Here is a 25075-nt window from a genome sequence, read left to right as displayed (position 1 = left end):
TCCAAAACACGCTTTTGGACGAAGCAAATGTACTAAAGTTCCCTAAGTAAATAGCTATGTTCACTCGTTTACAGTAAGTTTTGACAAGTTTATAACCGTTTCTAACAAACTATTTTCTTTTAGTAATCTCCTGCGATAAAAGTTGATAGATTTGCTGTAAATCTGGTTTATTGCTAATAAATTGCAAATGTTTTTGCATTGTTTTGCTGTCTTGTCGGATGGCTGGTCCTGTCTGAACTGTTATCGGAATATGATTTTGAGCTTTTTCTGCCGTCTCCCGGATGATTGGTTTGATCAGATCAAATGATAAGTTGTTTTCGGTGAGAAGCTCATACGCCATCTGATAGAGGATGTTCGAAAAATTATTGACCAAGACCGAAGCAAGATGAATAGCTAAACGCTGGTGTGAAGTACAATATAAGCTGTGCGGGCTTAAGTTGCGTGCGAGCTGGAGTAGCATTGCGCTATTGTTATCCGTATTACCTTCAACACAAAGCGGAACGGTGGAAAAATCGACTGCTTTATCTTTAGATAAAGACTGTGGTGGATAGATGACGCCGGCGTTCTTAAATCTATTGAGTACGGCCAGATCTGTTGCGCCTGAACAGTGGATAACAATTCCTTTTAAATTTGGGGGCAGTGCTTCTACTATCGGTATGATAGCTTTATCCGCAACCGCAATAAGGTAAAGATCGGCATTTAAGTCAAGTTCAGACAGCTGGTCAATTGCCGCGCAATGAAGATCAAAGGCCAATGCGTTTGCATTGGCCTTTGTTTTACTATAGATCTGAACGACTTGCTGTCCTATTTTTTGAAACTGTCGTGCGAAATGTGTGGCTGCATTTCCGCTCCCTAAGATCACTATGTTCATTATTTCAATGCTTTTCGTTTTTCCTCTTTGTTCCTTCTCACAATGGACATGATAAAACCGATTGTCATGACAATTGTGCCACACCAGAAAAAGTTGATGTAGGGGAATTTAATGGCTTTAAATACGACCCATTTTTTTTCTGGAAGGGGTTTTTGATAAACCATAATTTCCAGTTTATCTTTGTCGGGCTTAATACCCGTAAATCTAAATTTAAGTCCTTGTTCATTGACATCTTTATTGAAGTCATAAACCCCACCATCCTTAATGAGGTAGATAGGTTGTACCTCATATTGTTTGTTGTCAGCGGAAAATACCTTTATTTTCAATCCAACCATAACATCACCGGGACCCTTTGGAATTTTCTCTAGGTGAGCTTCTTTGTTTAGGCCTTCAATGACATAATAGCCATTACGATAGCGTAGCGTATCGCCGATGTTTACTTGATATGTGGCTGGCTCCTCGTAGTCTTCAAAACCAGTTTTCTCTTCTGCCGAAACTTTCGCATGTGTAGCCTGACTTTCAGCTGCAGCAGCAGTAATCAATGTATAGACATCATGTGTAATATAATGTTTGGTCGCTGGTGTGCCAATCAAACCACCCATTTTTGCATTGTTTTGAGCAAAAGGTTGCAGAACAAATTGCTCCTTTACTTTTCCTGTTTCTTCGTCAATTCGTTCATATTTTATCTTATAAAACGTATTTGGAGCAACGATGCTGTCACCGATATAGGTGATTTTGTATTCCCCCATCTGTACAGGTTCACCCTCGGTTAAGAATAAATTTTCGCCGGGTTTCTCCACTTTGTCAAAGCCTGATACAGCGATGTATCCTGTATTGTTAACAGAGATGACCTCATTGGTTGCTGCAGCGACCATGGCACCGATCAGTAAGAGTCCGAAACCAATATGGGCTACGGAAGAGCCCGCAAGTTTCCATTTACCTTTAACAGCATCTCCCAATATGCGGATATTCGCCAAAATACAGAAAATACTTGCGAAGGTGATTAAAATATAGATCAGGTTGGTATAGGTCTTCGTCAAATAAACAACTGCGGCAGTTAAGAGAAGAGATACCACGAACGATGCTACTGTAGACGCCAAAAACTTTCGGCTGTCGGTACGCTTATATTTTAAAAATTGCGTAAATCCGGTTAAGATCATGACGATAACAGCAAAGCCTGATTGCCATTTGTTATAATGTTGTATCGGATCTAAAGGTGGGGCTACTTTGGTACCAAAGATTTTGTTAAATACCGGAATTGATGTTGAAGCGATAATCTGTGCACAGGCGACAGTCAATACCAAAGCGCCGATAAACATCCAGAATTCTCTGGAGTAGATATCTTCATCCTTTTCTGTGATGGGCATTTCTTTCTTTTTAATTGTCAGAAATACCACCATAATAACTAAAAATACGACGTTGAACAAGATCAGTTGTCCGCTCATTCCCAAATCAGTAAAAGAGTGCACTGAAGTTTCCCCGAGAACACCACTTCGCGTCAGGTAAGAGGCATAAATCACCAGCACAAAGCTGATCATCGCTAAAAAAGTAGCGGTAAAGTAGGAATGGCCAGAATTTTTGTAAGCGACCATGACGTGTACTGCTGCGATCAACGTAAACCATGGAATAATGGAAGCATTTTCTACGGGATCCCATGCCCAAAAGCCGCCAAAATTAAGTGCTTCGTACGCCCAGAATGAACCCATGATAATACCAGCTCCTAAAATCATAACAGCAAATAGTGCCCAAGGAAGTGCAGCGTTGATCCATTCCTTGTAGCGTTTGGTCCAAAGAGCGCCCGTTGCATAAGCAAAAGGAACAATCATAGACGCAAAGCCAAGAAACAGTGTCGGCGGATGAATCACCATCCAGTAGTTCTGCAATAAAGGGTTTAGACCATTGCCGTCTTTAAGTAGCGACAAATAGTTTGCTTCCTTTAGGATAGGGAAATCCATTGCATCACGCAGGAGGATAAATGGAGAGCTTCCGATGCGTAAACCCAGTAACTCAATCCCTATGATCATCGAGGCTAAAAATGCTTGACACAACATCACAAAGGTCATAACGGACGTTTCCCAGCTTTTGGCTTTGAATAATAATATTGCGCCTAATACGGTTTGCCAGAATGTCCATAGCCAAAAGCTTCCTTCCTGCCCTTCCCAGAAACTGGAAATGATATAATAGGTCGGTAAGTCTTTCGAAGAGTGTGCAAAAGCGTAATTATATTCAAAATAGTGATTGTAAATAATATAAAATAAAGTTGCGCCGACAGCTACGACTGACACAGCATTCACCCAGAATGCAATGCGAGCAATTTTTTTCCATGAAGTCTCTTCAGGAGTGTTAGTCGCGAAAAAATAGGCGATACAAGATAAAAGTGCGGCACCAAAAGAAAGAACAATAAAGAACTGTCCGATCTGCCCGGGTAGCAGGTGCTCACCAACGTAATTAACGTCCATTGAAAATTGATTTTACAAATTAATTATTGAAAGCAGTCGCATTGATCTCGGTAACGACTGATTTATCGTTATATTTTGACGGACATTTCATTAAGATCTTACTCGCCCTAAACACATTTCCATCCATTTTACCGGTCAATACAATTTGCTCTGAACGTTCAATATCCTGAGGTTTGGCGCCCTTAAAAATCACTTCACACTCTGTGCCATCATTGTCGAACATGAAAAACGAGAATTTGTTGGCGTCGGTCTTAGGATCATAGTGAAGCGCTTTTTCCTTATTTAATTGACCTACGACATACAGTTCGGTTTTCTTTTCTTTAGCTTCGGTAAATGTCGAATACGTACTTGAATCGGTGTAGATAACAAGTATCATGGCAATGGCGACAGCGATGATAGCGATTAGAATAATTGAACTTTTTTTCATTGTATTTACTTATTTATAAGTGCTTGATTATATCGAAAACATAAATCGTTTCACTCAGTTTTTTTGTTGTGGTGATGATGTTTACTAGGTAAAATATTTAGATCACTTCTTATAAAAATCCCGAATTTCTTACATTTGACACCTAATCGAATGCAAAATTACAAATAGATTCGCTAAGAAAGGAATAATGCAACTTTTCCATATTATTTATATCTATTCTAAATAGCTTAAATTAGTTTGAAAAATATGACGTATTCCAATGCTTTTCAATAATTTGAGGTAAGATTTGCTTTTTTGTTTCTGATGATTTCGCATGAATTTTACAATTGCCTGTTAATATGAGTGTTGGTTTGCGATCCTTAGGGCTCCTATTGTCCCTATTATCTTGGTGTTTTCTTGTGTTTGGGCAGGTGAAATTCCGTAATCACGAACTTTCTATCCAAAATGATAATGATGTTTACCTCTTGGTGGGCCAAGATAGGTATTATACGAATGGTATCAATGTCAATTATCGTGTGGCAATACAACCCAGGAGCGACGTGGAGACCTCCAATACTGTTTTGGACTTTGAAATTGGACAACGAATCTATAACGGCATTAGCATAGTGGACTATCGTCGGCAAAATAGGACATATGACCGACCTTTTGCAGGTTACCTTTATTTGAGCGCAGGTGCAACCCGGTTTTTAAAGGCGGATCAAGTTGTGGAACTAAAGGTGGAATTTGGGCAAATTGGCTCCAGATCATATGGTGAAGAAGCACAGAAGTTTATTCACCACCTTTTTGGACTGTATAAGGCAACAGGTTGGGAAACGGAGCTGCACAATGCATTTGGTGTGGATATGCAGGCGAAGTATCTCAAAGGAATTTACCGGAATGGTTCGCAGTCCTTTGATCTTGGCGTAATGGGAAGAGGCGTGCTGGGCATGAACAATACCAACATCGAGGCAGGAATTCCGATACGTGCAGGTAAACTCAAATCGTACCATGCATCGACCTTTACCCGTGGACATCTAACGCAGGCCAGAAGTAACAACGAGAAGGAATGGTACTTTGTCTATCAGCCTAGTTTGACACGGGTTTTTTATAATTCCACTATACAGGGGGGATTGGGGAAAGATGATCCGATCGGTGAATTATATCAGATTGAACCGTGGATGCTTACTCATCGCGTAGGATTCAACTGGTCTGACCATAAGGTTAATTACGGCATTAATTACATTTTCAATTCCAAGGAGCTTAAGTCTGTCTTCCATAGACATCAATACGGACAGTTATTCTTTGCTTACCGCTTTTAATATGTTAGACAAAAACCAATTTCCACTATTATAGCTCTGATTGATTGAACTTAAGCTGAATAACTTGCATGTTAGGCTTTAAACCTGATTTGCTGGGACTGGGTCTGCCAGTTTTTGTCCTATGAAGCGGGTAGTGAGCATTGCAGCGACCGTATCGCCGGTCGCGTTGAGCATCGTCGCTAACGGATCTACTAATGTCGCAATGATCATAATTGAAGGAATCACCTCAGTCGGCATTTGATAAACCGATATGATGAGCATCTCACCGATATATCCCCCGTTTGGAATACCGCCGGCAACGATGCTGACCAACAAGGTGATTCCGACCGCCATGATTATATTGCTTGGTTCAAAGAACTCTTGTCCACTTAACAGCAGCGCAATGTAAATTTTAAAGATACAGGCGATGGCTGAACCATGTTTATGTAAGGTCGTGCCCAAAGGAATGACGACGCTGGCTACCGTATCGGGGATGCCAATTTGTTTTGCTGCCAGTAAGTTGGCCGGCATGGTCGCAAGACTGCTGCAGCTGCTGAGGGCAGTCAGCGAAGGTAAAATATTGTTTTTCCAATAGCGTTTGACACCTTTGAGACCAGATGCAAGAAAGGCAAAGACACTAAATACCACGAAGAAGTAGAGTACCCCAAAGAGATAATAGAGGCCAATGGGTTTGGCATAGAAGCCAAAGAGCTGTGGGCCAAGGGTACCAACTTGATAGGCAAAATAAGCGCCGAGACCTATCGGAGCCAATTTCATGACCATGACCAGTAAATTGCCCATGACGGCATTTCCGGAATTGATGAATTTTCGGAATATATCAGCGGAGCTGCCAGACCTGCGTGTGGCGATACCTACCAAAAATGAGAATATGACAAAGGCAAGCATATTCTGCCGGGATAAGAGACTGGAAAATTCACTAACAGTCAGGAATCGAACCATCTTTTCACCCCAGGAGTCATGAACGGCTGTATCCATGATAGTGTTTCCCTGTTCGATGGCGAGTGGGGCCTGTACTGGAAATAAGTAGAGAAAGAATATGGTCGATACTCCTGCAACGACAATACCCAGAACAAATACGAATGACATTGTGCCAATAATTCTGCCCAGCACACTGTCACCTTCAATATTGGCCACAGACGAAGCTATTGCGAAAAAGACGAGGGGTATAACACTGACGAATAGCAGATTGAGAAAGATATCCCCAATTGGTTTAAGGTTATCCACAAAATGTGGAAAAAAGATGCCAATTAAACTTCCGATACTGATACCAAGAAGCAACAGTAAGATGCTGCCATAGTGCTGTATAAAAGTTTTTGCCGAGTATGCCATTAGGTTCAGTGATTGTTTCGTATTTAAGGCGCTAAAATAATCTTTTTATCTATTATTTTCATTTTACGCTTTGATAAAGATTAATCAGAGTTTATTTGAAATGGCTTTTTATCTTTGAACAAATATTCTGATAGCATACTGTCGCGGCTGCAGAAAGAGAGGTGGAGTATGGGGGCGTCTTGTGTCCAATGGGCTCCTAAGGTTTATGAACACCTTCTTGATGGGGCTGGTTGCGGGGATGGATATAAGGCCTTAGATTTTTTAATACCAAGTATGAGAAAAATGAATTTTGTAACGACCGGAGATGGCTCGAAGACATTATACAATGCCGAAATTGGCGAATGTTATCATTCAACACATGGGGCGGTACAGGAAAGTAAGCATGTGTTTATCAAAACAGGTTTGGATCATTACGTGCAAAAGACAGGAGCTTTGGATGTTGCTATCCTGGAAGTTGGATTTGGTACCGGACTTAATTTTCTTCAGACAGCCGATTTCATTCGGGACAGGTCATTTCAGGTAGACTATGTTGGAATTGAGGGTTTTCCTTTGCCACTGATGACCATTGCCGAGACAGGGTATAACGAGACGGTGGATCCAACGGTCTGGTCAGCTTATCTGAATAACTATGAATCAGCATTGCAGCAGGGAGTTCAAGTCCTTGAACGCCTGCAACTCACTATTGCGCATACTTTATTGATGGATTTTCAAACAGAAAAACAATTTGACGTCGTATATTTTGATGCTTTTGCTGCCATACATCAGCCCGAAATGTGGAACGATGCGGCATTAGCACATGTCGCGCAGTTTGTTAAACCGGGGGGAGTCTTTGTGACTTATGCGATTACGGGTAATCTTAAACGTAGTATGAAATCTTTAGGCTTTTCTATTGAGAAGGCTCCCGGTGCACCTGGAAAAAGGGAAATGTTACGGGCGACGAAACTTTAAGAAGCTTACTGTCCTATATGTCTATGTGAGAAAGAGAATATAAATTAGTATGCGCGTACTAAGACGGTTAGAATGAGCAATAGTATGTCGGTGACAGGTGATAGCAATAACTGGTTGGGCAGAAATAGAAATCAAAATGAGAATAGCACAGATCTTAGCTAAACAGAGTGAAACTAAGCTTACACAAGCTAAAAAACTCGTCGTTCGTGAATTGGAAGAAGTTGAAGTAAAAGGAAATTTTGTGGCTTATGTAGATGAGGGGGAGGAATCTTATGATATTAATGTCCAGTTGGATAAAGATGTTGTTGTCGGTCATTCTTGCGACTGTGGGCGTAAAGATGCCTATTGTTTACATCAAATAGCGATCTTAATGCAATTCTTACCTGGGGAGAGGCAGAGCCCAATAAAGAAAAATAATACAAAGGAAGGCAGAATAAAAAAAGTTAAAGAAAGTGAACAGTTATTATTGACCTTGGAACAGGAAGTGTTAGCCTCCTGGCTGTTGGAACTTTTCAAATCCAATAAAGATATTGAATTACAGTTTCTGTTGAAATTTGGGAAAAATAAGCATGAATATCAAGAAACAGATGTTGCGAAGATTTTAAAAGATGCGGTTGCCTCGGTGGTGGGGAAACGCAAGAAAGTCGAAGCTTCGGAAGTAAAGAAGATTGCGCAGCTATGGGAAAAGGCTCTTGAGCCTTTTTGGGAGTATTTAGCCTTGAATATTGGAAATGAGAAGATCATCGATTTGTTTTCGGCAGTCTATAATACTGTTTTAGATCTTGAATATAGCGTTTTCTATACCGGTACGCGTTTTAGAAAGTTTATTGAAACCGGAAATTTGAAAATCGCTGGAATCATTGCTCATGTTGATTCTGACATACAGTGGGTAACATTGACAAATGCGTATTGGGATAAAATGTGGGCGGATGAAAGCTCACAGGGGGGGATGTTGGAATTATTTATACTGATCTATCAAAGCTCTTCGACGGATCGAAAACGATTTCTGGCTGCCAAAATAGAGGATATGATTGCATCCCTTTTAGTAGGGGGCTATCGCATGGACATAGTTGTCGATAGCTTTTTTTTAGATGTATTGCTTGAGAATAATATGTTTGACAACAGTGCTGATTATTTTGTACCCCGCCAATGGGAAGCTAAGTATAATTTGAAATTAATAGAAGCAATAAGAGATCATGATCCCAACAAAGCGATTGATTATTGCAACAGGGTTATCGCTGGCAATGTAAATTCAACTTATAATGATCCTTTTTTGGAGATTTTAGAGGATTTATATGCTGATATTGGCGATTTTAGCAAGCTTGCCCATATTAAAATGGAAAAATTTTTAAGTGATCCAAATATCGCTGATTTCATTTTTATCATGGATCATTCCAACGATGAGGAGCTCAATAAGAAATTTAGGACGAGGACATTGAGTATGCTTCGCAATAATATGGAATATGCAGGGTATGATGAGCTGTATTTCAGGATATTGGAATATGAAAAGAATTATAAAAAAATGCTTGAGGTGATAGATTATCGTGTTCGTCCTTCTGTACTACTGAAATTTTGGAAATATCTTTATGCCCACGATAAGCTAAGATTCTTGCGTGCTATCGCAGCTAATGTACAGATTGATTATCGTACGGATCCATCCGCACTTGAACAACTGATTCTCAAGATAACCGATAATTATGAAAGCGATGTCATTAAGATATTGTTCAAGCCAGACGCTTGGTCGAGCCACCAACGAACTTTTAAGGCAATGATCTATAGTAGATTGGATAGTTTGAAATAATATTCATTTCTGAACTTTTTAATCAGGCTGAAATTGTTTATCAATTAATTTTCATCGATCTCTAAAGTATATGTGGTAAATATATGGGTTATTTACCGCAAAAAACGCGGAGAATAAACTGCTTATTCTCCGCGTTTTCATAAACTTCATTGATTTATATCATTTATTCCGTCTAATAACATTCGATATCAGATCGCTTTAGATAATGGATTATCTATTCTTTAGCAGCCTTTCTAAATACTCCACCTTAGCTTTTTCGGCTTCCAAAAGGCGTTCGTAGAGCCTTTTATTTTCTTCATATGCTTCGATGAGTTTATCAAGCGGATTAAAGTTCGGATGTATATTTATTGCATTTAGTGTAGATGTGTCGTGGCTTGTAAAAGTGTTATTTATAATATTAAACACTGCTTCTTCATCAAAGTTCTCAATGGCTTCAGGCGTAACACCTAATGCTTCTGCTACCTGAGCCAATAGACTTACTTCTATCTCAGGACTACGCTCCATATTGGATACAGCTTGTTGGCTTACACCCAATTCGAATGCCAAAAACTCCTGTTTCATACCACGCAGTTCGCGGATACGACAGATTTTTCTTCCTATATGGTTTGTTGCGCTGGTTGTACTCATAAATCCAAAGTTAGCAAATATTAAGTGTTTAAGATACGAAATATCTTTAGATGGTACAAAACAAGAAATCCTAGTGTGATACAAACTATGTTAGGTATTTTACAAGTGGTTTTGGTTCGGTACGTAGATAGAGATGTGTTTATTTGTGCAAATCAAAATAGACTTGATATGAAGAAGAAAGGTTAAAACAAGGTTGTAACGGTAGACATGTATCATAAGTATGCCGAAATCGACGAAATGTATGGTTCAAAGGTTAGAGACCTCAAATTGGATATTCCAAGTAATCTCAGAATGTTATGTGCGATACTCCATGTTAAAGTAGAAAAACTGTTAAAAGACTTTATGTGGATGTTAAGCTATTCCCATCATAACTCAGCTACACCTAAACAAAGAAAAACAGCTAAGAAATTCATTCTTGCCTGCAAATACGGCAGGTTAAAAATTAAAGTACTTCTTTACAATCGAGCGATTTAATCAGAATAAAAAAAACTAATATTTTTAGCTTTCAATGTATTTTATTTGTATTTTCATTCAAATAATCAATTATGTAGTTTATGAAAAAGCAGAATAATCTCTTGGGCAAATATGTAGATATGTGCACCGATTTTGGTATGAAACTGTACTTTGGCCCCAGAAGTGGTAAAGAAAATCTGATCCATTTCCTTAACGGCCTATTTTCTGGGGAAAAAGTTATTCGCGATCTGGAATATCGCCCCACAGAGCGTATTGGTGAACGGGAACACAATCGTAAAGTCATTTTTGACCTCTATTGTACCAGTGATGACAATAGTCATTTCATTATCGAAATGCAACAACTTCCCCAAGATTTTTTCCGTGATCGTATGGTTTATTACAGCTCGCGTCTTATACATACATTAGTTCCACGCGGACATAGCGGAAATACCTATGAGTTACCAGAAGTTTATTTCATTGGTATTCTTAATTTTGCATTGGATAACATTGATAATGATCGATACTATTATGACGTGGTACTTTGTGATCGTGAGAAAGGTGAACAGTTTTACGATAAGTTAGGCTTTAAACTTCTTTGTTTGCCTAATTTTCGCAAAGAGGAGGTTGAGATAAAAAGTTTTATGGACATGTGGCTTTATCTTTTCAAACATATGTCTAAACTCAATGAAATACCGAAATTTTTGGATAAGCGTGTCTTTGGTCTTATCTTTGACATAGGAGAGGTGTCAAATCTAAATTCAGAAGATATGAAAGCATATGAATTGAGCCTTAAGGATAAAAGAGATGCGGAAAGCATTCGCCTTACAGCGGAACGTATAGGCATGGAAAAAGGCATTAAAAAAGGCATGGAAAAGGGAATAGAAAAAGGTCGGCAAGAGGAACGAGCGAAGGCTGAAGCTGAGAAGCGAATCTCAGCCTTAAAGATGTTGAAGAGTGGTTTTGATTCCAAGGTCATAGCTGATATTATAGGATTGTCAATTGAGGAGATTGAGAAACTGTAATAGCGTGTTTAATCAAATCGCCTCTTCGGTGATATCAATAATAAACAATTAAGGTATTTCTTTCTCTATAGTGCCTATGTCTATATTTTGCTTTTAAGATTCAATAATAAATGCACCAACAATTGCCGCAGGATGCAGATCTTTACTATTTAGCAGGGCATAATCTTCACGAAATCTTTCATAGTATTCGATATTCATTCCAATAAGTACGGTTTCAGCATCTCGATCGTTCACATCAAATCGTAATTCTTCCAATTCAACAGTTCTAGGATCTGCCTGTAAGCTCAACGGAATTTGGTGTTTGTGGCTACGGACATAGATCTGTTTGTCGAAATTAAATACGACAATCATCAGATTTAGCTTCATGAGATTACAGTATTTTGGACGATGAATATCGTTTTGCATGTCAAATTTTGGGAACTTTATGGCAATTTGTTTTTTATCCAACAATTTTATTTCTGGATCAAAATCCATGTAGTCATGCATATGGCATTTGTCGTTGAATTGAAAGTTTACTATCCGATCGATCTTTCCGCCTCGAATCGTCTTTTCACCCAGAGGCGCTCTATTTGGGCGGGTGACTCTTTTCAACTGATTGATGAGGCGATTGTGCATATTGCTATCGTGCAATTTGAGGTGAACTTCTGCCATTATATGTCGTATGCGGGATCCTGCAGTACTCGCATGACCAAAATCTGTAGCAGCTGCTTTTGTGCCCTTCGTTTGTTTTGTTTTACGCCCTGGGGCAGTCTGCACAATAGTTTTTTCATTTGATTTTCGAAAGACAAGGTTTCCAACCAAGCCTTTTAGATTCCCATTTTCTAATATAGCCATGGGTTGAATTTGCAAATTAAAATACTGAAAGCCAAATAATTGTTTATTTTTGGGAGATTTAAAATTGCCTTTGACTAACAATTATTAAATTCATAATAGCCAGTAAAGGTCTATTATAAAAATTGCATTGGATATTTTATCAGTTACGTATACAAGGATCGTTTTTAAATTTTGTATGGACGTAAAACTGCTGCTCTGAGGGAGACTCGTATATGCTTTGATACAGCTTCGCCACATACTCGAGATAAGTCTGTAGTGAGCGCGACATGAGTCCGTGGTGAGTACGAGTCAGGCTCGGAGATAAGGCGGTAGCAAGGCTGTCAGAAAACACTCTTATGTGCTCGCAAGTACGAATAAGGCCCGAAGATGCCTCGAATCATTGTCGAAGGAGAGTGAAATAACGTACAAAACACGGACTTCTTGATGAAATAATATAGGAAAGGCTTTACTGTGTCAACTTTGCGGATTTACAATTCTCCACATTTTATAAGCCACTTAATAATTGGATATAGTTGTCAATATAGTGTTGCTTGTCCTTTGATTTATATTGTTGGATATAGCGTGGGTGGTCCAGAATAATCATCTCTTCAAATAGTTTCTCTTCTTTATTAATTTTTGCAAGGAAGGTAGCATTTTTCTTTCCAAGGACAAAGACTTTATCCGTTTCGAGCCCCATGGCGATATGTTGTTTTAGAGATTCAACCATAAAGGGTTTCACCATTTCAAAAAGCTGCTTATCGTCATAATAGTTTGCATTGATCCAGTTGTTCGGATTTGTCTCGCGAACAATTGCTAGGGGAAAAGGCGAATTGATATAAAACTGTTTGTAGAAAATGTTTGGTCCTCCATAGGCTTCGATCATATCGTACATAAAAACAGAGGATATTTCATGCGTGTGTGCTGAACGCATTGGTATACCACATGCGCTAGCTAATCTTTTCGTGTCGGTAAAAGGAACACCCGTTACTCCTGCGCCATGCCTGCTCGGATTAATGCCGATAATGAATTTTCTTTGTAAGTTATCCTGGTAAAATTTTTTGTAAAACTGTTCCATCACGACCAATGTCTCGGGATTATCGAGATAAGGATTAATGACGTTGAACCCTATAGGTAAATTCCCTTGATAATGAAGTTGTTTGTTAAATAAAACTACTTTTTCTGAAAATGTCAACATATCGATTGCGTTTGAGGACAGTATAATTTTTTAAAAAGTTATAAATAAAATAGGGCGCCAAAATGGCGCCCTATTTTATTCAGTTATCTAGGCCGCAATTAGTGCCCTTGTGTACCGTCTACACCATGTGAGTGTCCATGAGACAATTCTTCTTCAGTAGCAGGACGTACAGTTAAGATTTCGATATCGAAATTTAATGTTTTACCAGCCATTGGGTGGTTTAAGTCAGCAACAACAATTTCTGGAGTAACTTCAGCTACCACCGCACGGAATTGGTTTCCTTGGTTGTCTTGCAAAGGTAATACTTCTCCCACTGGAGGTAATCCTGTTTCTTTGAACATATCAACTGGCAATTGTGCGAATGCTCTTTCGTCTTTTTGACCGTAAGCATCATCAGGTGCCAATTCAAATGAAATTTTATCACCAATATTTAAATCTGCGATGTTTTCTTCAAATTTAGGTAACATCATACCTACACCATATAAGAAATCTAAAGGTTGTTCTGCAGTTGTTTCTTCAACGAAAACTTTTTCACCGTTTTCTACTGTGTGAAGTCTGTACGTCAATGCTACGACGTCGTTTGCTTTTATAGCCATCTGATTTTGATTTTTGGAAGCCGAGGCTACCGTTTATTAAATATAATTTATTAACGCTTTTATTGAATCCTGAGGCAGACTGCAGGTCCTATTTTTACAAATATAAGCTTTTGTCTCCTTTCCAACCCTATGTTTTAGAAGTGGAAGATTTTCTTCTGTACCGCCAAGAACAATTTTATTTGGAATATAATATTGATCGAGCTCATGTTTAAAAGCCATTGCTTTCTTGCCCGTCAATGCAATTTCATTGATTCCATACCTTTCTTCTAGCAATAATATTGCCCAATTTGAATAGGCCGAACCATAAGTCTTGATTTGAGGGAATACATTCGCTAATAATTGGTCTGATATGGCGATATAATTTTCATTATCAAAAAGTAGACCTAGACGTTTCAGTTGACGGGTTATGGTCGATGAAGAAGATGGGATTACATTATCCATGATTTCGCTTTTTCGTGCGATGAGTTGCTCCGCTTCCGATGATGTATAATAAAAAGTTTTTTGCGATCCATCGTAAAACAAGGCAATAGCTTTGTCGGCAAGCTGTCTTGCTTTGGTTAGCCAATTGAAATCAAATGTAGCCTCATACAATACTATGAACGCTTCAACCGTGAATGCATAATCATCGAGGAAGCCTGCAATCGCTCTATTTTTATCTTCTGGCTGATGCAGTAATTGCCCATTATTTTGGATAAGTTCATTACATATAAATTGTGCGTTATTCAAGGCCAGCTCCAGAAAATGTCTGTTGTCCAGACTGGAATAGGCATCAACGAGTCCTTTTAAGAATAGGGCATTCCAGGAAGTCAATTGTTTATGGTCGAGTCCCGGCCGCACTCTTTTTTCGCGGAAGTCATATAATTTTTTCTTCGAATCTTTTAGAAACTCTGACCATTCGTCAGCTGACATATTGACCTTTGCAGCTAACTGGTCTGCATTTATGGCGCAAATAGGAATATTCGTTTGCTCTTCCTCCCAGTTGCCCAATTCTGTAATATTAAAGTATTGACTAAATAGTCCAGCGTCTTTGCCCAGCACTTCATCGAATTCGGTTTTTGAAAAGGAGTAGAATTTTCCTTCAATACCTTCACTGTCGGCATCAAGAGCGCTGTAGAAACCATGATTGGGGGCAAGCATTTCCCGTTCGGCCCAAGCAATCGTTTCTTCGATTATTCTTTTATAAAATGGATCTTTATGCTGTTGATAAGCTTCGGCGTATAAAGATAGCAATTGGCCGTTATCATAGAGCATTTTTTCGAAATGAGGGATATGCCAGTAGGGATCGACTGAATACCGCGCAAAGCCACCACCAATCTGGTCGTATATACCGCCAGATCCGATTTTTTTCAATGTAAAATGCACATGGTTCAAGATCTCTTTATCATCGGCAAGTACTCCATATTTTAGAAAAAACAACCAATTGTTTGGTAGTGGAAATTTTGGCGCTCTTTGATAACCGCCATCTTTTTTATCGAAAGTTTCGGTCCATGGTGTTACAATTTCACGTAAGTCTTCAATAGTATACTGTTCGGGAATGGAGTGGATAGGTAGTTTTTCAGCCCTTTGAATACCGTTGTTTAACTTTTCGGCATATTCCAATGCGACTTCGGGCTTGTCTTCCCACATTTGAGCAATTTGTAACAAGATGTTCTGCCAGTCGTGCGGTTTAAAATAGGTGCCGCCATAAATCGGGCGACCATCTGGTAAACAGATACAGTTCAAAGGCCATCCGCCCCCATTCGTCATCAATTGGACAGCTAACATATAAACTTGGTCAATGTCGGGGCGTTCTTCGCGGTCGATTTTGATCGAGACAAAGAATTTATTCATGGTCTGGGCGATGGCAGAATTTTCAAAACTTTCGCGCTCCATCACATGACACCAATGGCAAGCGGAGTAGCCAATGCTTACGATAATCAGTTTATTTTCGTCTGTTGCTTTTTTTAAAGCTTCCGGCCCCCATGGCATCCAATCTACCGGATTGTTTGCATGCTGTTTGAGGTACGGTGAATTTTCAAATTGCAATTGATTCGCCATAAGACGAAGGTAGTGAAAAAGCCTCCATGATGGAGGCTAAAATATGTTTTTTAATGTTTGGGCGCTGCAACCTCCATATCAGTCTCCATAGTGCTCCTCCTGATGTCAGCAAATGAATGCATCTACTGTAATTTCTGATGGATAATTTGTACTTGAAGCTCACTTTTTGACCAGATCATAGATCTATATAGTCTTTCCGAATGATTAATCAATGATTTGTACGAGATCGGCACAGTTGCCACTGAGCATCTGAAAGGTGAAATCGGTGTCGAGTTTTATTTCTGCGCAGGATGATGTCCGCAAATAGGCTGATTTTCGGGTTAAGTATTCGACCAAATCAGTCAAAGTCGGGTTGTGTCCAAAGAGCAATACATGGTCGATATGATCGGGAATTGTGTTAATGATAGATAACATGTGTTTGAATGTACATTCATAGATCGTCTCTTCAATTTTAATGTCAAAAGAAGATGAGCCCATTACCTCTAAAAAAACACGCGTTGTTTGTAGCGCACGATTTGCTGGGGAACTGATTACCATAGCGTTTTCCCCCAGAGTCAATTTAGCTGCAAGCTTAGCAGCTACTTGTTTAGCCTGCTGTATTCCGTCAGAGGTAAGTGCACGGTCAAAATCATTTATTCCCGGAATGGTTTCGGCTTTGGCATGTCGGATGATATAAAGTTTTTTACTGTTGTCCATGATTGAATTTTTTGATTCTATATTCGTATAAATATTAACGCTCGTTGCCGTGGTTCATTGTGTTGTTGCAACTGCAGGCGTGAATAAGAGTACAAATAATAATACAGGAAGTTTTTAAAATAATTTCGGATTGTTTTTTATTTCATCATTTTCAAAATGGAAGTAGTTGTTTTTTTTTATAGAAATATGTTAATTTTGCAACGAAAAAAATACATTTGTATGTTGTCTGCTTATTTTTATTTATTGAAAAACATTATAGCCTAGTAGCATTCTCTTGTTTCTATCGTTTGATTTTTATTTATGAATTGTAAATTTTGGATACTCCTATATGGAAGTATTTCCCTTTTGAGCTGCAACCGTACGGCGGATTTTTTTGCGCAAGATGTTGAAACCCCAATTTGGACTGTTGATCCCATTGATTCGGTGATTTTTGACAATGATGAAGGGCTTGTCAATATCCATACTATGGCTGATGCTAATTTTAAAGGGCTAAAAAATGCCCTCGATTTTATTGACATCTCTGGATCAAACGCTAGTTATTGTCATCCAGATGTTATTTATTTCCCAAACAAATTAAATGGCTACAAATATTGGATGGTTTTCACGCCTTATTTTGGAGCAGTGGGAACTAATCAGAATTCAAAGAAATTTGAAAACCCAAGTGTTGTTGTATCAAATGATGGTCTTGACTGGGTGAATCCATCCGGTCTAACTAATCCAATCATGAATGCCCCTTTTCCGACAGAAAGTTTTGGTGAAAACAAGGTTGATCCGATCCAGGGATTTTGGTCGGATGTCGATTGGGTATATTTGAATAATCAGTTCTATCTCTATTATAGAGGCAGTTTTATCACTGCGCAGTCTTTGAAAGGTAAATGCGTTTTAAGTAATAGTAATTTTGACCGATTAAAACAAAATGCACATCGAACTATCGTACAGCAAACGTCAACTGATGGTATAAAGTGGTCGAATTTGAATATTGCTTTTACCAGTAACCCTCCCTTCACTCCCAAAGATGATCACCTGTTATCTCCTTCTTTTATCCATGACGGAAGTGAATTTTTAAGTTATGAAATTGAGCTGAATCTCGGTCCCAAGAGTTTTAAGGGTAAGGATCCGTCTTATGTTATTCGTAGAACTTCCGGAGACGGAATTAATTTTACAGGTTTTCGGGAAAGCAAAATTGTCAATTTTCTTAATAAACCGTGGTTGAGGTTCGGAAATGGAAATTCTCCGTGGCATATCCAAGCAACATATGCTGACGGATACTACTTTCTATGTATTGCTGTTGGTGAAGTAAAAAAATATACAGCAGAGTTGCTATATGTCGCTTATTCGAAAGATGGTTTGAATTTCAAAGTATTACCAAAACCCCTGTTAAAAAATAATGCCTATAGAAGTTCCATTTTTCCAATGGGAAGCAACGAGTCGTTGATTAAGATGGGGGCTGTGATTGGAAATAAATCTGGGGAATTCCGTTATCGGGAATTTACGTTAAACAAAGATAAAATCGAGCAATCATTAAAATAACAGCATTTAATATATCATTACTGTTGCTATTTTTGTATATTAAATGTCAATGATGGGAAAAACTGGTATTACGGAGGGAACTTCTCGCGTTGCTGTATCGGTAGTGATACCGGTATATAATGTCGAAAAATATTTGGATGAGACCATTCAAAGTGTACTTAATCAGGAATTAAAGGACTTCGAAATTATTCTTGTTAATGATGGCAGTATGGATTCGTCTGCTACAATATGTAAAAAGTATGCATCTTTAGATCCGAGAATTTACTTTTTCGATCAGGAAAATGCTGGCGTTTCCGTAGCGAGAAATAATGGTTTAAGCCACGCAGTGGGAGAATATGTCTATTTTTTGGATTCTGATGATACTATTGAACCCAAATTTTTGTCAGCTTCTTTAGCGATTGCTAAACAGCAAAATTTTGATTTGCTGATTTTGGGAGAGCCCTATTGTTCCCGGGCGCCACGTTTGACTGCTGTACCGACCTGCGGATTACTGATCCAAAAGACCTTGTTAGATACCTATCCCGATATTCGTTTTGCAGAAGGAATCCAACCCTGTGAGGATGGGTTGTTTTCGCATCGTCTCTTTTTGATGACTGATAAGATTGGATTTAATCCGAGTGCACTGTATTTCTATCGTCAGCATGAGAATCAAAACCATGTACGCATTAATAAGGAGACGGCACGCATCTTAGAACAAATACCTCAGTGGTTGGAAATTCTAAGAGTTTTCTACGATCAAAATGATATTTTTAGCTCGAGAGCGCTTAAACTGGCTCTTTTTATTGAACATGAACCGTTTGAATTAAGGTATATAAAAATGCCATTTGATGATCATCAAAGAGAAATACTCTTCAATTTATTGCATAAATTTATGTTAGGGTATGTTGAACCATATTTGTCTGAAGGAGATTTGGAAGTATTATCGGTTCCGTTTAGGCATTTCCTTGCAGCGAAGTGCCACGATGATTTTGACAATTTTTATAGAAGTTATCAGACAAATAGAGCTAGGAATTTTAAACGTTCATTGTTTTGGGTTAAATTTATTCCAATCTCTACATTAAGGCGAAAATTACGTCAAAATATCAGGGCTAAATATAGTGATGTATGAAGATACTATTGATACAGCATTTGTATTTTTTAAATGGAATAGGAGGCACTGAAAAAATCTGCTCGATATTGGCTAACATTCTATCCGCCAATGGCTATGAAGTCGAAATAGCCACTAATGAAAATGTAGTTGGTAAGCCAGTGTTTACTTTGGCTAAAAGCGTACGTGTTACAAACATATATGACGTAAATCTGGAACAAAAAGAGGAGATCCCCCTATATAATTATAAAGGGAGAAATCCCTTTCTTTGGATAAAATATAAGATAGAAAAGAAGTATGCTAAATGGTATAACCGCCGTTTGATCAGGCGTATGGGTGGAGAGGATAAACTATATCAATACAATTTAAGAAATCGCGCAATTGCTTGGAAAAGATATATTGATCAGTTAAGACCGAATCTGATTGTTACCATGTCTATTGGGTCATTGTTGGAAATTACCTATAAAAATAATATATCCGTACCAATTTTAGATTCTGTGAATGGTAGGCCCGATTATGATTACTCCAATGTCTTGGGGGGAAGGAAATCGTATTTGGTTGATTTGTTGACCATGAGTTTTAGTAAGTTGGATGGGGTCCAAATTCTTTTTGATAGTTATCGAGAATTTTTGCCCGATAATTTTGCCGGTGAGTGCCGTGTTATTACGAATCCTATTGAGGAGGTAAGTGACACCGATTGGGTTCGACATAGTAATGAAAAATCTAGATTTAAGATAGTTCATATTGGACGATTGGATACCGCGTGTAAACAACAACATATAGCGATAGATATTTTCTCTAATTTGGTAGAAAAATACCCGACATGGGATTTGGAATTTTGGGGTATAGGTAATGACGTTGAGCGATTGAAATTACAGATTCTTGAACTGGGCCTATCCAAAAGAATTTTCCTTCGCGGATTTACTGACGATCCCATTGCAAAGATGAAGGATGCGGATATCTTTATTTTTCCAAGCAAATATGAAGGATTTGGGCTTGCTTTGGCCGAAGCAATGTCCGTTGGTTTACCTAGTATAGGTTTTGCTACATGTTCTGGGGTAAACGAATTAATAAAGCATGGTGAGAATGGGTTTTTGGCGAACGATAAAATGGAAATGGAACATTATCTTGAACGATTGATGAATGATTCTGCGCTCCGTCAACAAATGGGTACAGCAGGAAATAAGATGATGAGAAAGTACAGTCTGGATAGTATGGCAGCGGGTTGGTTGGGACTTATTCACGATGTAATAAATAAAAAGAGCTATGGCTAAGAAGAAACGAGTACTCTATTTTATGCCTGATAATCCATTTTGGAGCCATGCTGGAAATCTGACACGTGCAAAGCAGCTGTTGACCTACTTTGAACAACATTCGGAGGAACTCAAAGTGGAATTTTTGTCATGTCTTTTTTGGGATTCTGAATCAATAGAAAAATTTAAAGCTACTTACCCCCATGTCCATCTTACGATTACCAATACTGATTCTGACAAAAGAAATCGAATAAAGTATTTGGTAGCGGATAAAATTCCGCGCTTGATCAATCGTGTCATGCATGTAACTCAAATCAGTTTATTGACACCTATTATATCGAAACGAATAAAATCGTTAGTTGGTGATAAACAGTATGATATTATTCTCATTAGTTATTCCACTTGGGGCTCATTGATAAGCGAATTGAATTCATCAAATGCTTATAAGATTATCGATACGCACGACTTTATGACTTTACAGCGGATTAGGGAAAAGTCAGGTTTGTATATCGGAAGTGCGTTTAAGGAAGAGATGGATATCCTTTCATTGTACGATGAAATCTGGACCTACTCAGTGGAGGAACGTTATATTTATGAGCAATTCACCAATAAGAAGGTAACTTTACTTCCTGTATCCTCAAATAACAGTGGGATACTAACTCTAGAGAGCAAATTTATAGACATTCTATATGTTGCCAGCGACAATATCCATAATACTGAAAGTATGAAATGGTTTGTTGAATCGGTATTGCCACTTATCCCTAAATATAAGGTGCACGTAATTGGGCGAATATCCGAAAAAATTCCAGATCATCCGCAACTGATAAAATACGGGATTGTAGAAGATTTAGGGATGTTTTATGCAGGTGCCAAAATTACGATTTGTCCGATGCTGAGCGGTACGGGGATAAAAATTAAAGTATTGGAGTCGCTTAGTCATGGCCTTCCAATCGTCACAAATAGAAGGGGGGTTGACGGGCTCATTAACAAAATAAATAATGGTTGTCTCGTAGCCGATAACGAAGTACAATTTGCGCATGACATTAAACTTCTTTTAGAAAATGACAGCTTTTATTCAAAACAAAGGGAATATGCGCAATCGTTTTATCATTCATTCTACACGCGGGAGCACGAAGAATCCATTTTGAATGGTATGTTTTTGAACAACGGATAATATTATCCATTCGCGAAAAATAGTATGTAATTGTATATTTGTATAAAAAAGATTGATCTTGAGAGTTTCTTTGCTAATAACGACGTATAATAGGCCGGATGCTTTGGAAGTTGTATTGAATTCTGTAGAACATCAGATGCTTAAACCTGCGCAAGTTATAGTAGCCGATGATGGGTCTGATAATAGAACCTTGAATGTCGTTCAGAAATATAAAAAAAAGTGGTCTATCCCATTATTGCACTCTTGGCACGAAGATAAAGGGTTTAGATTAGCTGAAAGTAGAAATCGGGCGCTAGCATTAGTGGAAAGCGACTATATTATTATGATTGATGGGGATATGATTTTAGATAAGCATTTTATAGAGGATCATATTACCAATGCACAAAGAGGTTTCTTTCTACAAGGCGGCCGATATATGTTGACTCCTGATTTTACCGCACATATTCTGAACAATACTTCTATACTTCCAAATTTTCAATATATGAGAAAAGGCATTGAAAGTCGATTCGAAAAGCGATTAACTGCATTTCGGGCTCCATGGCTAACTAAAGTTTGGAAAAAAGAGATTGAATATAGCCACAAGGCTATTCGAGGCTGCAATATGTCTTTCTTTATGGACGATGTTAAAGCTGTAAATGGCTTCAATAATGATATGATTGGCTGGGGTAGGGAAGACAGTGAGTTTGTTGAGCGACTGTTTAATCAGGGTATAAAAAGATATAATATCAAGTTTTCTGCACTTGCTTATCACCTTTATCACAATGAATCATCTCGAGTTTCTTTACCTGAAAATGATCAGATCCTTCATTTTACAATTGATCATAAACTGAAACGTTGTTCAAATGGTCTTAATAAATTCTTAATAACATAGCTATGGCGATACCTAAAGTAATTTATCAAACATTTAAAACTGCAAAAATACCTCTTTTAACACGCTTTTATATTTGGATGTATCTTCAAAAAAATAAGGGATGGAAGAGGGATTTTTATGATGATAGGAAGATTGATGATTTTTTTAAGACTAATTTTGATGAACGTACGTACAAAGCATACTCCAAGTTGCAAATTGGCGCTGCTAAGGCTGATTTTTTTCGATATGCTGTACTTTATGTTCATGGCGGCGTTTATTTAGATATGGACAGTGATATTTTGGTATCATTGGATAAACATATTAGGGCAGACGATGTAGCTTTTATTGCTCGTGAAAAGAATCACCCAGATTTATTTGCACAATGGGGCTTAATTTATGCCAAAGGCCATCCATTTTTGAAAAGGACAATAGCATATATTATTGAAAATATTGAAGAAAATAAGTATCCCAATGACGTACACAAGATGACTGGTCCCACAGTTTATACGAAAGCAATTGAAGATGAAATAAAAGAAAATCCTGAGGTGAGTTATCGATTAGTACATTTCGATTATAAAGGTATGCTCCAATTTAAATATAAATTGGGCAAAATACTGCTTTATAAAGACCGTGCAAACCATTGGAAAAGGTTACAAAAGCGGATTACAGTTTTAAAACCTGAATAACTAAAGGACGTTTTTGTAACATTTAATAAGCTGGCTGGCGATTTGGTCTTCATCAAATCGTTTTACAAATTTTAAACCATCACTTACCATTTTTGCGCGGGTTGGTTCAGAGGAAAGGATTGATTCTATCGCAGATTGTATAGCGTCGATATCTTCAGGGTCAATATAACAAGATGATGGTCCTGCGGCTTCTGGAAAGACCCCAAAATTGGAGGTAATAACGGGGAGACTAGAATATAGCGCTTCAATAATAGGAATACCAAAGCCTTCAAACTTTGATGGGTATATAAGCAAATCTGCCATTGCATATATGGTGGCTAGTTCTTGCATACTCAATCCTTCCATAAATATTACTCTTTTTGTCATGCCTTTTTTTTCGACGAAATGCATAATTTCTTTCGCATAATTTGTCTTTCGACCAATTATTAATAAAGCAATATCCAGCTTCTCAATGGATTTTACAATTTGGAATGCATTTTTTCGAGGTTCTACTGTGCCAACGTTTAATATAAAATGTCGTGGAAGATTGTATTTTGATCGAATTAAATCCTTTTCTTCTTCTGTTTTCGTAGTCTTAAATGAGGCATGGCAGGTTTGATATATTACCTCAATTTTATCTTCCGAAATGTTATAGGTATCGATCAAATCAGATTTGGTTTGCTGACTGATGGCAATAATTTTATCGGAATGAATAGCAGCATGTTTTGCTTTTTGATTGTATATATACCGATCGATAGGTTTATAAAGTTCTGGATATCGTATAAAAATCAAATCGTGAATAGTCGTTATGGATTTAACCCCCGCTTTACTAAGATTAATTGGGATTTCGCCCGATAAACCATGGTAAATATCGATCTTATCCTGAATTAAATCATTAACAATTCTGCTATTTCTCCATAAACTTGGGAGTACCTTATTAATTAGGCCTTTGGGCAGTCTGATTGTGTTTGTCGATCTATGACTATTTAAAAAATCTAGTCCTCCTAATTTAGTGGTGTATTTAATATAATTGTTTTCAGGATAGTGCGTTTCTAATATCCGTATTAAGTCACGACTATAATTTCCTAGCCCGGTTTTATTGAGAAAATATCGTTTAGCATCGTATGCTATATTCATTTATTTAAGTATTTATCGAGACCGTTTTTAATTCTAAAATCTCCTGATGCAACAGTATTTTCTAAAATGGTCTGATTTATGCTCTTTCTCTCCATGGAGGAAACCTTGTGCCATAAATGATAGGTTACTCCACTGAATTTCATAAAGAGTTTCTTCTCACCAATTTTTAGCAACCTTACAACCAATTCCGAATCTTCATGTCCCCATTCGTACATATCTTCATTAAAACCATTTACTTTGATTAGTGAGCTCATCCAAAATGCCATATTACATCCTTTTGAGTAGAATCTATGTTTTCCTTTAGTTTTATATCTTGTAGCAAAGATAGGTGTTAAAAAGGGAATTCTTGCAGCATTCATTTTATAAGGAGAGTTTTTTCGAAGTAAATTGTAATCGATGGGTTTTTTACTCTTCAAAAACTTTAATGTAAATTCTTTTGTAAGAGATGCTCTACTTCCTGTAATGACGTGATGTGGTTTACTTATTCTAATATGGTCTGCAATAAATTGGGGTGACATAATGATATCTCCATCAATCTGGACGATGTATTCACTTTCACATAACGCCAGAGCCTTATTTAATATTTTGGTTTTTTGAAAACCATTATCTTCTTGCCATGCATGTTTTACGGGAATATGGGTTTTGAGTCTGAAGACGTCAATGACCTCTTTTGTGCTTTCGGTGGAACCGTCGTCTGCAATAATAATTTCATCAGGCTTCTTTGTTTGCAACAATACGCTTTCAAGTACGCGTTCTAAAGCTTCTGGCCAGTTATAAGTGGAAATTAGTAGAGCTATAGTCATTTAA

The 25075-nt window shown here is 37.9% G+C and carries 22 protein-coding genes; 10 read left to right on the top strand and 12 right to left on the bottom strand.

From position 1 onward, the window contains the following. Positions 1-109: 109 nt before the first annotated feature. The 3 genes from B2107_RS16815 to B2107_RS16805 are packed head-to-tail and all read right to left on the bottom strand — an operon-like array spanning position 110 to position 3757. On the bottom strand, positions 110-871 hold the full coding sequence (locus B2107_RS16815) for a Rossmann-like and DUF2520 domain-containing protein (protein WP_293956834.1): 762 nt from the start codon (positions 869-871) through the stop codon (positions 110-112). Further along, a complete protein-coding gene (locus tag B2107_RS16810; protein ID WP_293956833.1) occupies positions 871-3330 on the bottom strand; it encodes a heme lyase CcmF/NrfE family subunit in 2460 nt (819 codons plus the stop codon). Before B2107_RS16810 ends, B2107_RS16815 begins: the two co-directional genes overlap by 1 nt. Positions 3331-3349: 19 nt before the next feature. After that, positions 3350-3757 carry a cytochrome c maturation protein CcmE gene (locus tag B2107_RS16805; protein ID WP_293956832.1) on the bottom strand — a complete coding sequence of 136 codons (408 nt, stop codon included), beginning with the start codon at positions 3755-3757 and terminating at the stop codon, positions 3350-3352. Positions 3758-4095: 338 nt separating this feature from the next. On the opposite strand from B2107_RS16805, the gene B2107_RS16800 reads away from it, so the two are divergent. Continuing rightward, on the top strand, positions 4096-5055 hold the full coding sequence (locus B2107_RS16800) for a lipid A deacylase LpxR family protein (protein ID WP_293956831.1): 960 nt from the start codon (positions 4096-4098) through the stop codon (positions 5053-5055). Positions 5056-5133: 78 nt separating this feature from the next. Here B2107_RS16800 and B2107_RS16795 read toward each other — a convergent pair whose 3' ends face one another. Then, positions 5134-6384: a dicarboxylate/amino acid:cation symporter gene (locus B2107_RS16795; protein WP_293956830.1), complete on the bottom strand. Its 1251-nt coding sequence runs from the start codon at positions 6382-6384 to the stop codon at positions 5134-5136. A gap of 282 nt (positions 6385-6666) precedes the next feature. On the opposite strand from B2107_RS16795, the gene mnmD reads away from it, so the two are divergent. Both mnmD and B2107_RS16785 read left to right on the top strand, forming a co-directional pair. After that, positions 6667-7332, top strand: a complete 666-nt coding sequence (gene mnmD / locus B2107_RS16790) for a tRNA (5-methylaminomethyl-2-thiouridine)(34)-methyltransferase MnmD (protein WP_293957351.1) — start codon at positions 6667-6669, stop codon at positions 7330-7332. A gap of 136 nt (positions 7333-7468) precedes the next feature. Further along, positions 7469-9133 (top strand): hypothetical protein, encoded by a 1665-nt coding sequence (locus B2107_RS16785; protein WP_293956829.1) that lies wholly within the window; start codon positions 7469-7471, stop codon positions 9131-9133. Positions 9134-9343: 210 nt separating this feature from the next. Here the strand turns inward: B2107_RS16785 and B2107_RS16780 are convergent, their stop codons facing one another. Further along, a complete protein-coding gene (locus tag B2107_RS16780; protein ID WP_293956828.1) occupies positions 9344-9760 on the bottom strand; it encodes a helix-turn-helix domain-containing protein in 417 nt (138 codons plus the stop codon). 554 nt (positions 9761-10314) lie between these two features. On the opposite strand from B2107_RS16780, the gene B2107_RS16775 reads away from it, so the two are divergent. Beyond that, complete coding sequence (locus B2107_RS16775) at positions 10315-11235, top strand: Rpn family recombination-promoting nuclease/putative transposase (RefSeq protein ID WP_293956826.1); 921 nt, start codon at positions 10315-10317, stop codon at positions 11233-11235. Positions 11236-11328: 93 nt separating this feature from the next. Here B2107_RS16775 and B2107_RS16770 read toward each other — a convergent pair whose 3' ends face one another. The 5 genes from B2107_RS16770 to B2107_RS16750 all read right to left on the bottom strand — a co-directional run bounded on the left by B2107_RS16770 (position 11329) and on the right by B2107_RS16750 (position 16572). After that, complete coding sequence (locus B2107_RS16770) at positions 11329-12069, bottom strand: hypothetical protein (RefSeq protein ID WP_293956825.1); 741 nt, start codon at positions 12067-12069, stop codon at positions 11329-11331. A gap of 484 nt (positions 12070-12553) precedes the next feature. Then, positions 12554-13243 carry an SMUG2 DNA glycosylase family protein gene (locus B2107_RS16765; protein WP_293956824.1) on the bottom strand — a complete coding sequence of 230 codons (690 nt, stop codon included), beginning with the start codon at positions 13241-13243 and terminating at the stop codon, positions 12554-12556. Between the two features lie 98 nt (positions 13244-13341). After that, positions 13342-13839, bottom strand: a complete 498-nt coding sequence (locus B2107_RS16760) for an FKBP-type peptidyl-prolyl cis-trans isomerase (RefSeq protein WP_209580491.1) — start codon at positions 13837-13839, stop codon at positions 13342-13344. A 36-nt stretch (positions 13840-13875) separates the two neighbouring features. Further along, on the bottom strand, positions 13876-15876 hold the full coding sequence (locus tag B2107_RS16755) for a thioredoxin domain-containing protein (protein ID WP_293956823.1): 2001 nt from the start codon (positions 15874-15876) through the stop codon (positions 13876-13878). A gap of 204 nt (positions 15877-16080) precedes the next feature. Beyond that, positions 16081-16572, bottom strand: a complete 492-nt coding sequence (locus B2107_RS16750) for a SixA phosphatase family protein (RefSeq protein WP_293956822.1) — start codon at positions 16570-16572, stop codon at positions 16081-16083. Between the two features lie 300 nt (positions 16573-16872). Between B2107_RS16750 and B2107_RS16745 the strand changes: the two genes are divergently transcribed. The 6 genes from B2107_RS16745 to B2107_RS16720 are packed head-to-tail and all read left to right on the top strand — an operon-like array spanning position 16873 to position 23152. Continuing rightward, entirely contained in the window at positions 16873-18102 is a 1230-nt protein-coding gene (locus tag B2107_RS16745) for a hypothetical protein (protein ID WP_293956820.1), read from the top strand. A gap of 49 nt (positions 18103-18151) precedes the next feature. After that, the gene (locus B2107_RS16740; RefSeq protein ID WP_293956818.1) at positions 18152-19210 is read left to right on the top strand and encodes a glycosyltransferase family 2 protein; all 1059 of its coding nucleotides are present in this window, start codon (positions 18152-18154) and stop codon (positions 19208-19210) included. After that, positions 19207-20463 (top strand): glycosyltransferase, encoded by a 1257-nt coding sequence (locus B2107_RS16735; RefSeq protein WP_293956816.1) that lies wholly within the window; start codon positions 19207-19209, stop codon positions 20461-20463. Before B2107_RS16740 ends, B2107_RS16735 begins: the two co-directional genes overlap by 4 nt. Next, the gene (locus B2107_RS16730; protein WP_293956814.1) at positions 20456-21616 is read left to right on the top strand and encodes a glycosyltransferase; all 1161 of its coding nucleotides are present in this window, start codon (positions 20456-20458) and stop codon (positions 21614-21616) included. Before B2107_RS16735 ends, B2107_RS16730 begins: the two co-directional genes overlap by 8 nt. Positions 21617-21668: 52 nt before the next feature. Next, the gene (locus tag B2107_RS16725) at positions 21669-22487 is read left to right on the top strand and encodes a glycosyltransferase family 2 protein (RefSeq protein ID WP_349682265.1); all 819 of its coding nucleotides are present in this window, start codon (positions 21669-21671) and stop codon (positions 22485-22487) included. A 2-nt stretch (positions 22488-22489) separates the two neighbouring features. Continuing rightward, the gene (locus B2107_RS16720; protein WP_293956812.1) at positions 22490-23152 is read left to right on the top strand and encodes a glycosyltransferase family 32 protein; all 663 of its coding nucleotides are present in this window, start codon (positions 22490-22492) and stop codon (positions 23150-23152) included. Here the strand turns inward: B2107_RS16720 and B2107_RS16715 are convergent, their stop codons facing one another. Continuing rightward, positions 23153-24268: a glycosyltransferase family 4 protein gene (locus B2107_RS16715; protein WP_293956810.1), complete on the bottom strand. Its 1116-nt coding sequence runs from the start codon at positions 24266-24268 to the stop codon at positions 23153-23155. Next, entirely contained in the window at positions 24265-25071 is an 807-nt protein-coding gene (locus B2107_RS16710) for a glycosyltransferase family 2 protein (RefSeq protein WP_293956808.1), read from the bottom strand. Before B2107_RS16710 ends, B2107_RS16715 begins: the two co-directional genes overlap by 4 nt. Between the last annotated feature and the right edge of the window lie 4 nt (positions 25072-25075).

The sequence above is a fragment of the Sphingobacterium sp. UBA7855 genome (genome assembly GCA_002500745.1).
In the GTDB taxonomy this organism is placed as follows: Bacteria; Bacteroidota; Bacteroidia; order Sphingobacteriales; family Sphingobacteriaceae; genus Sphingobacterium.
This window is presented reverse-complemented; position numbering and strand designations above follow the sequence as displayed.

Excerpts from the sequence above, each read along its gene's own strand:
- B2107_RS16795 (WP_293956830.1), bottom strand. The coding sequence starts at position 6,384 with ATGGCATACTCGGCAAAAACTTTTATACAGCACTATGGCAGCATCTTA.
- B2107_RS16785 (WP_293956829.1), top strand. The coding sequence starts at position 7,469 with ATGAGAATAGCACAGATCTTAGCTAAACAGAGTGAAACTAAGCTTACA.
- B2107_RS16735 (WP_293956816.1), top strand. The coding sequence starts at position 19,207 with ATGAAGATACTATTGATACAGCATTTGTATTTTTTAAATGGAATAGGA.
- B2107_RS16760 (WP_209580491.1), bottom strand. The coding sequence starts at position 13,839 with ATGGCTATAAAAGCAAACGACGTCGTAGCATTGACGTACAGACTTCAC.
- B2107_RS16745 (WP_293956820.1), top strand. The coding sequence starts at position 16,873 with ATGAATTGTAAATTTTGGATACTCCTATATGGAAGTATTTCCCTTTTG.
- B2107_RS16815 (WP_293956834.1), bottom strand. The coding sequence starts at position 871 with ATGAACATAGTGATCTTAGGGAGCGGAAATGCAGCCACACATTTCGCA.
- mnmD (WP_293957351.1), top strand. The coding sequence starts at position 6,667 with ATGAATTTTGTAACGACCGGAGATGGCTCGAAGACATTATACAATGCC.
- B2107_RS16780 (WP_293956828.1), bottom strand. The coding sequence starts at position 9,760 with ATGAGTACAACCAGCGCAACAAACCATATAGGAAGAAAAATCTGTCGT.
- B2107_RS16755 (WP_293956823.1), bottom strand. The coding sequence starts at position 15,876 with ATGGCGAATCAATTGCAATTTGAAAATTCACCGTACCTCAAACAGCAT.
- B2107_RS16720 (WP_293956812.1), top strand. The coding sequence starts at position 22,490 with ATGGCGATACCTAAAGTAATTTATCAAACATTTAAAACTGCAAAAATA.
- B2107_RS16810 (WP_293956833.1), bottom strand. The coding sequence starts at position 3,330 with ATGGACGTTAATTACGTTGGTGAGCACCTGCTACCCGGGCAGATCGGA.
- B2107_RS16765 (WP_293956824.1), bottom strand. The coding sequence starts at position 13,243 with ATGTTGACATTTTCAGAAAAAGTAGTTTTATTTAACAAACAACTTCAT.
- B2107_RS16730 (WP_293956814.1), top strand. The coding sequence starts at position 20,456 with ATGGCTAAGAAGAAACGAGTACTCTATTTTATGCCTGATAATCCATTT.
- B2107_RS16805 (WP_293956832.1), bottom strand. The coding sequence starts at position 3,757 with ATGAAAAAAAGTTCAATTATTCTAATCGCTATCATCGCTGTCGCCATT.
- B2107_RS16800 (WP_293956831.1), top strand. The coding sequence starts at position 4,096 with ATGAGTGTTGGTTTGCGATCCTTAGGGCTCCTATTGTCCCTATTATCT.
- B2107_RS16775 (WP_293956826.1), top strand. The coding sequence starts at position 10,315 with ATGAAAAAGCAGAATAATCTCTTGGGCAAATATGTAGATATGTGCACC.
- B2107_RS16710 (WP_293956808.1), bottom strand. The coding sequence starts at position 25,071 with ATGACTATAGCTCTACTAATTTCCACTTATAACTGGCCAGAAGCTTTA.
- B2107_RS16770 (WP_293956825.1), bottom strand. The coding sequence starts at position 12,069 with ATGGCTATATTAGAAAATGGGAATCTAAAAGGCTTGGTTGGAAACCTT.
- B2107_RS16740 (WP_293956818.1), top strand. The coding sequence starts at position 18,152 with ATGATGGGAAAAACTGGTATTACGGAGGGAACTTCTCGCGTTGCTGTA.
- B2107_RS16715 (WP_293956810.1), bottom strand. The coding sequence starts at position 24,268 with ATGAATATAGCATACGATGCTAAACGATATTTTCTCAATAAAACCGGG.
- B2107_RS16750 (WP_293956822.1), bottom strand. The coding sequence starts at position 16,572 with ATGGACAACAGTAAAAAACTTTATATCATCCGACATGCCAAAGCCGAA.